The organism is Olivibacter sp. XZL3, from assembly GCF_004368405.1.
Classification (GTDB): domain Bacteria; phylum Bacteroidota; class Bacteroidia; order Sphingobacteriales; family Sphingobacteriaceae; genus Olivibacter.
Window position 1 is genome coordinate 129,099 of record NZ_SBJH01000042.1, and the last position, 15,605, is coordinate 144,703.

Below are 15,605 nucleotides of genomic sequence, written 5' to 3' on the forward strand. Positions count from 1 at the left end.
TAATTAGTTTTATTGATTCAAAAGTAAGAAAACATATATATAAATCCATAGAATATCCAGAAAATGCCAGAAAATAGTAGCAAGTTCCATTCTAAACCGATTCTTAATCAAAGGGTTTCCATTGCTTGCTTTAAAAAAAGCATTCAACAGTACAATGATACCCGCAAAAATATGGGCCTGATGTGCCCAAACAAACACGTAAATAAAGGACTGTGAGGCATTGTTATTAATAAACATCACCCCGTTTCTGGCTAGTTCCATCCAAGCACTGTATTGCAGGAAAAAGAACAAGCCACCCAGCAAAATAGTGATCCCTAGCCAGAGCCGCTGTTTCGCTATATTGCCCACTTTCGATGCTGCATAAGCCAAATGCATACAGACGCTACTTAGCAAAATGCTAACGGTACTGTATATAAACGTAGTAGGCAGCAATGTTTTCAAGCCTTTATCTTCTCCCCCTGCGGAATAAACAATAAATCCGCTAGACCAGGCCGCAAAGAGCATGAATGACACTACTAAAAAAACATATAAAGAAAATTTCTTCGCCTTCAAAGACGTTAGATAATTATTATTATCTGCTCGTTGAACCATTATCATATCTTAATAAAATCAAACAACAACACTAATTGCATCAACGGCAATATGAAAAAAGAAGTAAACATCACTTTCTTTGCTGAAGCCAAATCTTTCTTCAAAAACAGCTGCAATGCAAAATAAGTAAATAACAATCCGCTCAAGAGCGACACTCCTGCCAATGTGTATCCTGCGAACCCGTACCAGGTAGGCAAGAGCGACACAGGAATCACTAAAGCTGCGGATAAAAAGACCATAAAGGCGCTGATGCTATCCTTCTTCGTTGTTGGCAACAGCCGGAAACCCGCACGTTTATAATCCTCATCAAGCACCCAAGCGATACTCCAAAAGTGAGGAAACTGCCATACAAACTGAATACCGAATAATATCAACGGTATTTCGTCAATGAAGGGCTGCTTATACGCCGCAAAATAACCAATAAGCGGCGGTAATGCACCAGGGAAAGCGCCTACAAACACGGCAATTGGCGACTTTTGCTTCAGCGGTGTATAAAAGAAGGCATACAGTAAAATAGAGAATACCGATAACACCCCGGTCAGAAAGTTTAACCTGACCAATAACAAGGTGCCGACCAAGCCCATGAGTAAACTCAACACCAAGGCTTGTCCGGAAGTCATCCTACCTGCAGGCAATGGCCTATCCGCCGTCCTCTTCATCAGCTTGTCCAAGTCGCGCTCAATAATTTCGTTAAACCCGTTAGCCGAACCCGTCACCAACAATCCCCCAATAGTCAGAATTGCCCAATTAAGCCAATTTATATCTCCCTGAGCCCTACTTCCAACAAGAAAAGCAACTGATGCAGAAAAGACGACTGTAAAAGAGAGTCGAACTTTTATTAATTGCTTTAAATCACTTATAAAATCCTTCACTTTAATCAATTTACTGACCTATATACTCGCTCGTCTTTCCCAGTAAGAGCATAAGATAGTATTGCGCACCGAATAACAGACTGGCTAGCATTAAATGCACCGTTTGCGCATAAGCCGGAACTCCGAGATAAGAGAGTACGAAGCCTGTAGCAAGTTGTAAAATCACCAGTATAACGACTAGATTAACAATCTTGCTTTGTATACTTCTATGCGCGTACCGTGTACGCACCAAAAAGAACATCACCAAGCACAGGGCCAAAACACCAATGGCGATATCCCTGTGATAATTAAAATAATTACTCAGTTGGCCGATCCATTGAGCCCGATCCGAGGTCGAAGAAGCGATCACATCTATTTCCTCCCGAACGGTTGTACCCAACGTCACCTGAACTACGATCAGTAGCAGCACAACGAGTGCAAGCAATTTTGCAGACCTATTTCCCCTATTAATCAACAAGCTGCTATCTCTTAAAACCTTCGCCTGAAAATACGTATAAATACTTATTCCCAATATCACCAATGCCAATAGCATATGGACCGTAATTACCCAAGCTAGCAGGTTGGTAGATACAACAATAGAACCAAGCCATGCTTGCAGTAATACTACAAAAAGATTGAGTACACTAAAATAAAATATCCGCTTCTTACTCTTCAAGAATGCGAGCGAAAAGACCGCACATAGTAGAAGGAAAAGTCCGGTTATAGCACCAACCAACCTGTTGATATACTCCGTCCAGGTCTTCGCAGCGTTAAACTCCTCATGCTGAAGCACACTCTTATCGTTTCTCAATTCATCTGCCAGCTTACCGAAACCAAACAGGTCCAAGGTTTTTGCGAAACGTTCGTTTTTCTTTGCCCGATTGTCAATGTACTTTTGCTCATACCCTTGAGGTAATTGAGACTCATCTGTGGGTGGCACATATTGGTCAAAGCATTTTGGCCAATCGGGACATCCCATTCCTGATCCGGTACTTCTCACGATCCCTCCGGCCAGGATAAGCAAAAAGAGTGAAAGAATAGTAATCTTATTGATTACTACAAATCTCCTCTCGCCAGGTAAATAAACACTCATTTAGCATAAAAATGGGGCACCTGATTAGCTTTCAAAGCCTAGGCAGATACCCCAAGTACTTTATCGAATCAATTAATGATGTAATTCTCTTTCTACGCCGTGTTCTTTATCCCACTCGCGTTGAATTTGTTCCGCTACCGCATCCCCTTCGAAATCGTGAGGCAAATTAGAGCTCATCGTTTCAGAGAAAGGGACCGTCTGAGGAATGAAATCGTCCTCATGCCCAGGCTTGCTGTAATCGTAAGGCCAGCGGTAAACTGTTGGAATTTCGCCTGGCCAATTTCCATGTAGATGCTCCACCGGCGTTGTCCACTCCAAGGTATTGGATTTCCATGGGTTCTGCGTTGCTTTCTTCCCGAACCAGATTGAATAGAAGAAGTTAAACAAGAAAGCCACTTGTCCTAAGCCAGCGATGATAGCCGCCCAAGTTACGAATACATTTACCGTTAACCATTCCTGCATAAAGGGGAAGTTAGTAAATGAATAGTACCGACGAGGCACGCCATCAATTCCCATAAAGTGCATTGGGAAGAACACCAAATAGGCACCGATAAATGTCATCCAGAAGTGGAGATATCCCAACTTATCGTTCATCATTCTTCCAAACATCTTCGGATACCAGTGGTAAACGCCGCAAAGCATTCCACAGATGGAAGCCGACCCCATCACCAAGTGGAAGTGAGCTACTACAAAATAGGTGTCGTGTAAGTTAATATCTAATGCTGAGTTACCCAAAAAGATACCTGTTAATCCACCTGAGATAAAGAAAGACACCAATCCGATAGCAAATAACATCGCCGGGGTAAATTTAATATTACCTCTCCACAGCGTTGCTAAATAGTTGAAGGTCTTAACGGCAGACGGCACGGCGATGATCAAGGTAGTGATCATAAATACGCCCCCTAAGAAAGGGTTCATACCCGTAACAAACATATGGTGTCCCCATACGATAAACGACAATACCGTGATTCCGATCAATGAGTACACCATCGCATGGTATCCAAATATTGGTTTCCGTGAATTGGTAGCAATTACCTCTGATGTCAATCCTAAGGCCGGCATCAACACGATGTACACTTCGGGGTGGCCTAAGAACCAGAAAAGGTGTTGGAATAAAATCGGACTACCTCCTTCATTCGGTAAAATCTGCCCACCAATGATAATATCAGACAGATAAAAGCTGGTTCCCATGCTTCTATCAAAAATCAGTAGCACCACGGCAGAAACCAAAACCGGAAATGATAATAAACCTACAATGGCTGTTAAGAATACCGCCCATATAGTTAAAGGCATTCTCCAAAGGCTCATTCCTTTCGTACGCATATTTAATACGGTACTGATGTAATTAATACCGCCCATCACCTGAGAGGCGATAAATAAGACCATACTGGCCAACCACAGTGTCATCCCTGTTCCAGAGCCGGGGATTGCCTGAGGTAATGCCGATAACGGAGGATAAATCGTCCATCCGGCACTTGCTGGTCCGCTTTCCACAAAGAAAGAAGAAATCATTACCACACAAGCTGAAAAAAACAACCAGTACGATAACATATTCATAAAAGGAGAAGCCATGTCGCGTGCGCCAAGCTGTAATGGAATAAGTAAATTACTAAAGGTACCACTTAATCCAGCCGTTAACACAAAGAACACCATGATCGTCCCATGGATGGTAACCAATGAAAGGAAAAAATCGGGTCTTATTCTACCCCCTTCAGCCCACTTTCCCAGGAAAACTTCCAATATCGGAAAATCCTTTTCTGGCCAGGCTAACTGAATCCTAAATAAGATGGATAGAAACATAGCAAAGAACGCCATGATAATACCCGTAATTAAAAACTGCTTGGCAATCATTTTATGATCCTGACTAAAGATATATTTAGTCAGAAACGTTTCATGATGATGCTCGTGAGCATCATGGCCATGATCGCCTGCGTGTGGAATTGCTATACTTGACATAAGCTCTTAACCTCTATATATTTAATAATTTAACGCCAATTGTTTATTATCTTCCTCCTGCTCACCTTTATTAGCCGATTGCGAAGCCTTAAATTCTTTCTTCACATCATCGCTAAAGAAATAGCTCTGCGTTGCAAGCCATTCTTTGTATTCTGCTTCCGATACAATGCGCACCGTTTTCTGCATATTATAATGCCCTTGTCCACATATCTTGGCGCAAAGCATTACGTAATCAAACTCCGGGTTGTTCAATTTTTCCCGCATTTCAGCTGTAGTATAGCGAGGAGTCATTTGAAAATGGGTTGCCATCCCCGGTACGGCGTTCATTTGAACTCTAAAATCGGGCATATAAAAACTGTGTAAGATATCTTTAGAGTTAATGGTAAATCTGACTGGTTTGCCAACCGGCAACACTATATCAGATCCCATTATATCATCCCAAGCACTCTTATCATTATAGTCGATTCCCAAGCCGTTCAAAGGCGTTGTCAACTTAATGCTTCTTTTCCCAATCTTATTATCCTTTCCACCATAGCGCACAGTCCAAGCAAACTGCTCACCGGTAATTTCAACCTGTAACGCATCCTTTGCAACGTCATCCGGCACGTTGGTTATACTTCTCCATGTAAAAAATCCAAACAATACCAAGACCGTTAAGACGATAGCAGGAACGATCGTCCAAATCTTTTCAATCAAGTTGTTATGTGGATAAAAATAAGCTTTACGTTTTCCAGTGCTCTTATATACAAAAGAGAACCCGAATAGTAAAATATGTGTTAACACGAACACGATAGTGGTAATTACTGTAGTAGTAATAAACATGCTATCAATCCGCTCTCCGTGTTCCGAAGCAGACTCATGCCAAGCTAAGCTACCGTGATGTGCATATGACCAATAAGCGCCGTACAAACCGACAAACAGACTGATCAGGAAAAGCGTTCCATGGAATTTATTCCAATTCACCCGCTTAGCCCGGCCTTGCATCTCGCGGGTTAATTCATAAACTTGAATAATTTTGCCTACAATTCCTACGATAATACACACTAAGAAGAATAACAGTACATAATAAAAGAAATTCTTGTATACCTGAGGATCTATTGACTTCTCTTCTTCTTGTGCTGCTTGAACCGCATTACTAGTTGCGCTCGTACCTTCAGGCGTTGCAGCGGCTACAGCATTACCCGTTGTATCAGCAGCAGTTGTACCAGCTGACTCCGCTTCGGCTTGCAGCTCAGAACTTGATACAGTGGTATCGTTCTCGGTAGCAGTACTATCTCCCGCCTGAGCGAAAGCTGAACCGTGTAGTAATAACATGGTCGCTATTACTAAGCTGAAGATTGTTCTAAAATTGATGTACTTTCTATATCTCATTTCAATATTAACGGTTATTCGTATTTCAATTTACAGTTCTTATCAAAGGAACTAAATCTGGTGATGAAGACTTTCTTCCAAAAAAGGATGATTCTTTGGAGCGAGAGATTGTTTACTTAATTTGCTCAGCATAAGGAAAGTGAACAATCCAGCGAAACCTAAAATAGATCCTATCTCACTCAAGCCGAACCCCCTATGATCTTCAACAGTTCCTGGCATGATCATAATATAATAATCTAGCCAATGCCCCGCTAAAAGCAGAATACATACAAAAATCATAATATTTTCTTTTCTTTTAGCATCACGATCCATCAAAATAAGCACCGGAGCAACAAAGTTAATGATAATTGACAACCAAAACCAAGGTTTATATTCAGGTTCCCATCTTTTATAGAAATATACAGTCTCTTCAGGAATGTTCGCATACCATATCAACATGAACTGCGCGAACCATACATAAGTCCAAAAAATAGAAAAACCAAATATAAATTTGCCTAAGTCGTGCAAGTGATTCTCGTTCACCCAAGATAGGTAACCCGCGCGTTTCAGCAGGATAACCGTTAGTGTAATGGCACAGAGACCGCTAACCCACATCGCGGCAAAGTTATACCAACCAAACATGGTGGAAAACCAGTGAGCCTCTAAGGACATAACCGTGTCAAAAGACCAGATTGGCGTTGTAAATCCGAAAATCACTAAGAATATCGCAGAAAACTTAAAGCTCTTTTTATAGGAGTTTAAGCTTCCCTCTAAATCTTCTTTGTATGAAAATTTAGCGAGCGCCGCTCCGAAAATGCTGTAACAGCCTAAAAAGATAATCTGCCGCGCAAAAAAGCCGGGTACATTTAGGAAGGCCGATTTTCCTGCGACTAAAGCATCGTAGTGCGGGCTATTCGGATCCGTTATGCCATCGGCGTGCCAGTGATGATATAGATTATGCGTGAATAACCCTGCAGCTGTAATAATAATCAATATGATAGATGCGATCGGCAAAACGCCTGCAAAGGCTTGCGGAATACGTAAAAAACCCGCCGACCAACCTGCTTGCGCTACAAATTGAATAGCTAAGAAGCAAGCACCTGCTGCACACACACAGGTGAAATAATATCCCATTAATAATAGGTTGGCGAACATGCGATGACTACCATCCACAAAAAAACCTGCAACAATCGCAATAACACCAATTATTATTGCCGCCAAGCTCCAAGTCTTCGCCTTTCCCGCGAATTCAAAGCGCTCGTCAAAATTATATGTAGTGTGACTATGAGTTCCCATTTGATATCTAAATATTATATACTACTACTTTTTTTGCAATTCATGAACATACATCACCACTTTCCACCGTTCCTCAGGTGATAACTGAGAGGCGTGAGATCCCATTAAGTTAAGACCGTAAGTAATGGTATGATAAATTTTACCATCTGTTAAGTCTTTCATCAATCCTCCACGGGAAGAGTTGCCGGTAGCATAAGATGGTGGCGGCGGAAATTTCTCCATATTTACGATGGTACCATCGCCGTGTCCTTCCGGACCGTGGCAAGGCGAACAAAAAGCCTGATACAAATGAGCCCCTTCTACAAGGTTCTTTTCAGTTCGTTCCAACGGATTGTGTACATTGGTACTTGCAGCCTCGTAACCTTCTAATGTATTAGGGTAATCAAAACGTTCAAAACCGATAGGCGTTGTCCCTTCTGGCGGCACTTGCGCTGTTTGCCCATTGACGAAATTTTTATTCGGTTGGTCTGGATTATATCCTATTGGATCGTACATGTTTCGTGAGAATTCCCATCCTGTGCTACGCGTTGTTTTATCTCCACAAGAAGACACTACCGCCGCGAACGCTATTGCAAAACATGCGGTTCCAAACAGTCTAGTCTTATTCATAGCTAACATATTTCCTTTCATTGTACAGTACTTCTACCGCACCTGCGTCTTTTAATAAACTGTCAATTTTTTCGTGATCAGTGTTTGATTTAGCGTCAATCGCAATGACAAAACGGTCGTCTGTTGCGCGCAAATCCATCACCCGTGGTGCCCTTCCTGGAAAAAGGTGACTTCTAAAGTAGAAAGCGGCCACCATACCCAAAGCACAAAACAGGATAGTCAGCTCAAAGGTCACAGGAACAAAGTCGGGCATCGGCAAGGTAGGTTTACCACCAATGATCATAGGCCAATCCTTGTGCAGCGTGTAATATAATAAGCTAATGCCTGATATAGTTCCAGTAATACCACATAAGAAGGCTACAATAGGCAAACGAGATGGCGGAACACCTAATTTAGCCTCAATACCGTGAATCGGCATTGGCGTATACACATCATAAATAGAAATGTTACTCTTTTGCAACCGATCTATTCCATCCATAAGATCATCTGGATGTTCAAAATGTCCTAAAATATATTTTGTGTCGCTCATCTTTTTATTTTGCTAATTCTTTAATTTCTTCTTCGCTAACACTATCGTATTTATCCAGCGATTCCTTATAGAATTCGACTTGTTCCGGCTTCAAGTGACCTTCCTTAACAAGCTTAAGCTTTTGTTGGTGACTAGCGGAGTGTAATAACAACTTAACCTCTGCGATCGCTATACCCGGAAGTACACGAAGGAACAGCAAGAACAATGTAAAGAATAGACCGATCGATCCAACAAAGATTCCAACATCCGTCCATGTTGGGTAAAACATCGCCCAACTTGAAGGAATATAGTCGCGATGTAAAGATGTTACGATAATCACGAAACGCTCGAACCACATCCCGATATTTACAACGATGGATAATACCCATGAAATTGGAATGCTCGTCCGTATTTTCTTGAACCAGAATAACTGGGGAGAAATCACGTTGCACGTCATCATCGACCAATATGCCCACCAATAAGGTCCTGCCACCCGATTAGCAAAAGCGTACATTTCGTATTCCGAGCCAGAGTACCAAGCGATAAACAATTCCGTAAGGTAAGCAACCCCCACGATGGATCCCGTAACCATGATAATCTTATTCATCGACTCGATGTGGAACATGGTTATGTAATTCTCAAAGTTTAACACTTTACGGGTAATCAACAACAATGTTTGCACCATGGCGAATCCGGAGAAAATCGCACCTGCCACGAAATAAGGTGGGAAAATGGTTGTATGCCATCCAGGGATTACCGAGGTGGCAAAGTCCATTGATACGATTGTGTGCACCGAAAGTACCAGTGGTGTTGAAATACCTGCCAAAATCAGTGATACGATTTCGAATCGCTGCCAAGTCTTTACGTTGCCCGTCCATCCAAAAGAGAGGATAGAATAAACCCTTCTTCTCAATCCAGTTGCACGGTCGCGCACCGTTGCTATGTCCGGAAGTAGTCCGGTATACCAGAAAACTAAGGATACAGTGAAATAAGTAGAAATCGCAAAGGCGTCCCATACCAGTGGGGAGTTGAAATTCACCCACAGGGATCCGAATTGATTCGGCAACGGGAAAATCCAGTAGGCCAACCAAGGACGGCCCATGTGTGCAACGACGTAAGTGGCAGCACAAATTACGGCGAAAATCGTCATCGCCTCTGCCGAGCGGTTAATGGAATTACGCCAGTTTTGACGGAAAAGCAATAATACGGCGGAAATCAACGTTCCGGCGTGACCGATACCTACCCACCATACGAAGTCGGTAATATCCCAAGCCCATCCGACAGTCTTGTTAAGGCCCCACGCTCCGATACCCGTCCAAAATGTATAACTTACACTAAAAACCCACAGCAGTGCGCCCAACGCGGCCACCGTGAAGCCTATCCACCAAGCCGCATTTGGTTTATTCTCTACAGGCACGAGAATGTCATTTGTTACCTTTGCGTAAGTAATATTCTTACCGGTAACTAATGGTTCTCTAAGTATTGATTCATTATGCGATGACATATTCTTATTTTTTCAGATCAATTAAACCGATTAAGCTTCAAAAGTATTTCTAACCTTAGTCATGTAACCAATGTTAGGTTGTACGTTAATTTCTTCCAATACATAGTAAACACGTTCGTTTCTCAATGCTTTTGATACCTCAGAATTAGGATCATTAATATCACCGAAGATAATTGCATTGGCAGAACATGCCGCTGCACACGCCGTATTTACATCTCCATCTCTCAATTTGCGTTTCTCTAATTTTGCTTTCAATTTACCACCTTGAATACGTTGCACGCACATTGAACATTTCTCCATTACCCCACGTGAACGCGATGTAACATCAGGATTCAATACTAATTGGGTAAACTCATTGTTCAGGTAGTTATCAAAGCGCGAATCGTTCCAGTAGTTAAACCAGTTAAAACGACGTACTTTATATGGACAGTTGTTTGCACAATAACGTGTACCGAAGCACCTGTTATAAGCCATGTGGTTCAAACCTTCTGAAGAATGGACAGTTGCTAATACCGGACACACCGTTTCACAAGGAGCGTGGTCACAATGCTGACATAACATCGGCTGGAACACCACTGAAACGTTATCCATATTAGCATCTTCCCTGCTTAACCTGTCTATTTCCTTTTCTTCCGTTACTTGCTCCCCGTCATGTTCAAAGCTGTAATAGCGATCGATTCTCAACCAATGCATTTCACGACGACGGCGGACCTCGTCACGCCCTACTACCGGAACATTGTTTTCTACATTACAAGCTACGACACAGGCACCGCATCCAGTACAAGCATTCAAATCGATAGCCATTACCCACTTATGCCCTGGAGCTTCAAATTTATCCCACAAGTCGTAGGTCCTATGCTTTTGCCCATGATTACCACTACCATGTGCCGGGTCTTTCACGTAATCTTTAAAAGTTGTCTCCCGAATCACATTACGGCCTTCGATGGTATGATGTGTTTGCGTTTGCGCTAACTCATAAGTCTTAGAAACTTTTTCAACTTTCGCGGTTGTATTGAATTGAAGTGTACCGTTTACTAACTTCGCAAAAGGATAAGCATTCTGTCCGACCTCGTTTCCGGCTTTACCAGCCTTTGTTCTTCCGTATCCAACGGCGATCGATATGGTACCTTGTGCCTGACCTGGCTGCAATAACACAGGTAACTCCACCTCATATCCATTCTCAGCAGTAACTTTTACCACGCTATTTTCGCCAAGTCCAAGACTTTCAGCAAATTTAGGAGCAATGGCTACATAGTTGTCCCAAGTAACCTTTGAAACCGGATCGGGTAATTCATGTAAATAGGCGTTATTCCCTTGTTTACCATCTCTTAAGGCCACGCTCTGGTAAAGCTGCACTTCTACATCTTTCGCCAATGCTTTTGCGCCATTTACAGCGGCCGCAGCAGCAGCGTTGATATCGCCAGCGAAAGCGTATGCTTGTGCAGGCTTATCACCTTTATATTCAAATCCAGTTTGCAATACATCTGTCCAAGTTCTATTGGTGCCTGCGAGGATCGTTTTTTCCCAGTTCTCTTTCACAAAATCGTGGTAGGCGACCTCACTATCCGACCAGACAAGTAAACTTTGTTCCGCCTGACGCGTGTTGAAAACCGGATTTATTGTAGGCTGAACAACGGTGTAGTATCCTTCTCTAATACTGCTGTCGCCCCAAGACTCTAAAAAGTTATGATTCGGTGCCAGTACATCAGCCAATTCAGCCGTCTCATCCTCGCGGTCGGCGAAAGAAACTTTAAGCTTAATCTTAGTTAGGGCTCCCTTAACCTTTTCGCGATCAAAATAATCGTAAGCCGGATTTACATTCAAGAAGAAAGCCACATCCACTTGGCCCGCTGCGGCCTCATTTAAGAAAGTGGTGAAATCCGAATCATTTCCTTTATACTGATACGACACATTGTCTAAATCAATTGTGCTTCCGTAGTTGTTCAGCGCTGCATTAATAGCGTTAGTAAGCGTTTGCAGCGCAACATCATTACTTCCGGCAACCACAACGGATCTGCCTTTCGCATTTAGTAGTTCCTTTGACACTAAGCCGACTACTTTCTGTGCCTTTTCATTACCTGTAAGACCACCAGAAAGGGAAGCGCCCGTCACGGCGTTATACAGGGAAATCAATACAGCCGCTTCTTCAGACGGCTTCACGGCTACGCGCGCATCGGCATTGGCTCCCGTCATACTCAATCCGCTTTCGAACTGTATATGGCGAGACATTCTTTTATTCTCTAAGGATTTGTATCCTCTATTGTCAGCATATTGCTGTGTATGTTCTTCCCCTGCTAACCAAGTTCCCAAGAAATCGGCACCTACACTCACGATCACGTCTGCTTTATCGAAGCGATAATGAGGAATAGCTGCTTTACCAAAACTTGCTTCATTTGCCTTTATGATACCGGCATAGGAGACCGCATCAACCTCTACCAATTTGGCAGTAGGATATTTCGCAACAAAGCCGGCTATTACCGACAGCGTAGAAGGACTGTTAACGCTTGACGAGACGATTCGTATCTGCTTACCGGCGCTATTAGCTGCACTTAATGCAGCTTTCACCTGCGCATCGACGGTTTCCCAATCTGCTTCTTTACCTTTAATTTTGGGTCCTTTTAACTTGGACATATCATAAAGGTCTAATACAGATGCCTGGGTTGCTGCGTCAGTACCCCGGTTTACACCAATCGACTTTGGATTAGGCTCAATTAATATAGGTCTACCTTCTCTTGTTTTAACCAAAATACTTTGTCCGTTGTAACTAGAAGCATAGTAATTCGGAACACCTGGAGTTATTTCTTCAGGCTTTATTAAGTAAGGTATAGATTTATGCACCGGTGTACTTTGGCAGGCAGCCAGTGAAACGGCACCTACTCCAAAACCTAACGCTTTCAAAAAGTCGCGACGAGGAGTCTTTGTACTTAACCCGGCTTCGGTTAATACGTTCTCTATAGGAAGGGGTTCTGCGAACTCACCTTTGCTGTCTTTTACAAAAGCAGGCGTTTGTTCCAGTTCTTCTAGGCCTTTCCAATATTTCTTGTTGCTATCCATTTAAGCTATATATATTAAAGATGCGTATTCTCAATTTATTAATAATGACATTTACCACATTCTAAGCCACCAAGCGAAGCAGCCGTAATTTTATCGCCCTCTTTCAATTTTTCGTGAGCAGCGATTAATTGGTCATAGTAAGCATTGTCTTTGTGGTTAACTTCTGTTTCACGGTGACAATTGACACACCACTTCATGGTTAATGGCGAATATTGGTAAACTTCCTCCATTGTTTCAATAGGACCGTGGCAACGCTGACACTCAATTCCGGCAACAGAAACGTGTTGCGAGTGGTTGAAGTAAGCGAAGTCAGGCAAGTTGTGAATTCTCACCCACTGGATAGGACGCTGATTAGGTCCATATTGCTGTCCGTCCCAATCCAAAGCATTATATATTTTCTGGATTTCCGGTGAAGTTTCTCCATTATACTTTTCGCTTGCCGTAACGTATTTATGACAGTTCATACAGACGTTGGCTGAAGGAATAGAAGCATTTTTAGACTTAAACGCACCGGAATGGCAATATTGACACTCGATCTGGTTGACGCCAGCGTGCAGCTGGTGAGAGAACTTAATCGGCTGTACCGGTTTATACCCTTGGTGCACACCAACATTCCACAATGTTTTCCAACCCGCAGATCCCAAGAAAACTACCAAGCCTAACACAAAGAAGAAAACCAATTTCTTATTCTTTGCTAATCTTTTAATAGTTCCTAAGTAATCTTTGCCTTTTTCCTCTTCCTCTTCTTCCTCCTCAATCAGCACCTTCTTGTTCAGAATGATTCGCTCCAAAGTTCTGATAACGCGATTTAGAACGACAATAACAATGAACGCGATCACGATTACTGCGATCAGCCCGAACAACATAAAGTTGCTTACATCATCACTTTGGGCCGCAGCATTACCGCCTTCAGCTTGATTACTACCAGCAGCCGGAGCACTTGAAGCATCGTCGATATAGGCCAATATGTTCTTGATATTGTCATCAGACAAATCAGGAAACGGAGTCATAACCACTCTGTTGTGTCCCTCGAAGAGCGCAACTGCTTGTTCATCTCCCGCAGCAACTAAAGCTTGCGAATTTCTGATCCACTTAATCAACCATTCCTCCTCATGTCTTTTGCTTATGTCCTTCAAAGCAGGACCCACGAGATCCTTGTCAATAGCGTGACACGAGGTACATTTCTGCTTAAACAGAGACGCCCCTTCTTTAACGTCCTGCGCACGGGCAGACACAGCTGCCATACTTAGTACTGAAACTAAGATCAAGGACTTTACAACACTTCTAAAAAGTAACGAGATGTTTCTCATATTGAGAGCTTTATACTATTTTATATGAATGTAACCTAACAGATCCAAAGATGCACTGGGCATACCTCTTTAAAACCTGTGCACAAAAGTATAACTAATTAAGATATCACTGACAATTTCGTGACTTTAATTATCAATTTATAACGATTCTAAATTGTTTCAAATCTGCCTTATTTACTTTCCTAAGCGCCTTTTTGTATCCCTGTGAAAAATTTGCAAAAAAAACCATGGGGCGGAAATTTGAAATATTAGAAAAATATTGCTACTCTATTTATAAGCTTCGCGCCACGCTTTGCACCTGCAAAAGCTGACGGTTAAGTCTTCTTAATAAAGCCCCAAAAAGTGAAAAGGCTATTCAAAAATCTCATCTTCGTAGCATCATACCAAACCGGTGTAATGAGGTCTGGACATGGGTCTCTTCCCGACTCTCCGAGAACGAGATGGCGACGAACTGATACTTTTTAAACAGCCTCGATTATTATTGCTTTAATATCCACGCGAAAATCAATGGAGCAACAATCGTTGCGTCCGACTCCACAATAAATTTAGGGGTGTCTATATCGAGTTTTCCCCAAGTAATTTTTTCATTGGGCACCGCACCGGAATAGGATCCGTAGGAGGTGGTGGAATCCGATATCTGACAGAAATAGCTCCAAAACGGAATGTTCTCCATCTCCATATCTTGATAAAGCATGGGAACGACGCAAATAGGGAAATCCCCTGCTATTCCTCCTCCAATCTGGAAAAAACCAATACCTTTTCCTTCCGAATTCTTCACATACCAATCGGCTAAGTAAGCCATATATTCGATTCCGCTCTTCATCGTACTGGCCTTCAGCTCACCTTTGATAACATAGGAGGCAAAGATATTACCCATTGTACTGTCCTCCCAGCCTGGCACCACGATCGGCAGGTTCTTTTCTGCCGCTGCCAACATCCATGAATTTTTTGGATCAATCTCGTAGTATTGTTCCAAGACACCACTCTTGAGCATTTTATACATATACTCATGTGGAAAATAGCGTTCGCCCGCAAGTTCTGCATCTTTCCATATTTTATATATATGTTGCTGTAGTCGCCTAAAAGCTTCCTCTTCCGGTATACAGGTATCGGTTACCCGGTTATAATGATTCTCCAACAGATCCCACTCATCTTGCGGACTTAAATCGCGGTAATGTGGCACTCTTTTGTAATGAGAATGCGCCACCAGATTCATGATGTCCTCTTCGAGGTTTGCACCCGTACAACTGATGATCGAAACTTTGTCTTGTCTGATCATTTCGGCGAGCGAAATCCCAAGCTCGGCAGTGCTCATTGCACCCGCCAAGGTGATCATCATTTTTCCTCCGGCATCTAAATGCGCCTCGTAACCTTTAGCCGCATCCATCAGCGATGCAGCATTAAAATGCAGGTAATTTTTTTCTATAAATTGCGATATTGGGCCTCGTTCAACACTCATTATGCTAATATTTTGGTTAAAGAC

12 protein-coding genes are annotated in these 15,605 nt (G+C 42.5%); all 12 read right to left on the bottom strand.

Annotation, left to right across the window (positions count from 1 at the left end):
• Positions 1–9: 9 nt before the first annotated feature.
• The gene (locus EPX21_RS09940; RefSeq protein ID WP_134089546.1) at positions 10–591 is read right to left on the bottom strand and encodes a cytochrome c oxidase subunit 3; all 582 of its coding nucleotides are present in this window, start codon (positions 589–591) and stop codon (positions 10–12) included.
• Positions 592–593: 2 nt separating this feature from the next.
• Entirely contained in the window at positions 594–1,463 is an 870-nt protein-coding gene (cyoE, locus tag EPX21_RS09945) for a heme o synthase (RefSeq protein ID WP_134089547.1), read from the bottom strand.
• A 10-nt stretch (positions 1,464–1,473) separates the two neighbouring features.
• Positions 1,474–2,535 carry a heme A synthase gene (locus EPX21_RS09950; protein ID WP_134089548.1) on the bottom strand — a complete coding sequence of 354 codons (1,062 nt, stop codon included), beginning with the start codon at positions 2,533–2,535 and terminating at the stop codon, positions 1,474–1,476.
• A 72-nt stretch (positions 2,536–2,607) separates the two neighbouring features.
• The gene (locus EPX21_RS09955) at positions 2,608–4,491 is read right to left on the bottom strand and encodes a cbb3-type cytochrome c oxidase subunit I (protein WP_206106043.1); all 1,884 of its coding nucleotides are present in this window, start codon (positions 4,489–4,491) and stop codon (positions 2,608–2,610) included.
• Positions 4,492–4,512: 21 nt separating this feature from the next.
• Positions 4,513–5,862, bottom strand: coding sequence for a cytochrome c oxidase subunit II (locus EPX21_RS09960; RefSeq protein ID WP_206106044.1), 1,350 nt, complete (start codon positions 5,860–5,862; stop codon positions 4,513–4,515).
• Positions 5,863–5,913: 51 nt separating this feature from the next.
• The gene (locus EPX21_RS09965; RefSeq protein WP_134089550.1) at positions 5,914–7,137 is read right to left on the bottom strand and encodes a quinol:cytochrome C oxidoreductase; all 1,224 of its coding nucleotides are present in this window, start codon (positions 7,135–7,137) and stop codon (positions 5,914–5,916) included.
• A 24-nt stretch (positions 7,138–7,161) separates the two neighbouring features.
• Positions 7,162–7,767, bottom strand: coding sequence for a cytochrome c (locus EPX21_RS09970; RefSeq protein ID WP_134089551.1), 606 nt, complete (start codon positions 7,765–7,767; stop codon positions 7,162–7,164).
• Positions 7,739–8,275 carry a DUF3341 domain-containing protein gene (locus EPX21_RS09975; RefSeq protein WP_134089552.1) on the bottom strand — a complete coding sequence of 179 codons (537 nt, stop codon included), beginning with the start codon at positions 8,273–8,275 and terminating at the stop codon, positions 7,739–7,741. The genes EPX21_RS09970 and EPX21_RS09975 overlap by 29 nt, the downstream gene beginning before the upstream one ends.
• A 4-nt stretch (positions 8,276–8,279) precedes the next feature.
• Positions 8,280–9,758 carry an NrfD/PsrC family molybdoenzyme membrane anchor subunit gene (gene nrfD, locus EPX21_RS09980; protein ID WP_134089553.1) on the bottom strand — a complete coding sequence of 493 codons (1,479 nt, stop codon included), beginning with the start codon at positions 9,756–9,758 and terminating at the stop codon, positions 8,280–8,282.
• Between the two features lie 30 nt (positions 9,759–9,788).
• Positions 9,789–12,812, bottom strand: coding sequence for a TAT-variant-translocated molybdopterin oxidoreductase (locus tag EPX21_RS09985; protein ID WP_134089554.1), 3,024 nt, complete (start codon positions 12,810–12,812; stop codon positions 9,789–9,791).
• 38 nt (positions 12,813–12,850) lie between these two features.
• Complete coding sequence (locus EPX21_RS09990) at positions 12,851–14,122, bottom strand: cytochrome c3 family protein (RefSeq protein WP_134089555.1); 1,272 nt, start codon at positions 14,120–14,122, stop codon at positions 12,851–12,853.
• 478 nt (positions 14,123–14,600) lie between these two features.
• Positions 14,601–15,581: a deoxyhypusine synthase family protein gene (locus EPX21_RS09995; RefSeq protein WP_134089556.1), complete on the bottom strand. Its 981-nt coding sequence runs from the start codon at positions 15,579–15,581 to the stop codon at positions 14,601–14,603.
• Positions 15,582–15,605 lie beyond the last annotated feature (24 nt).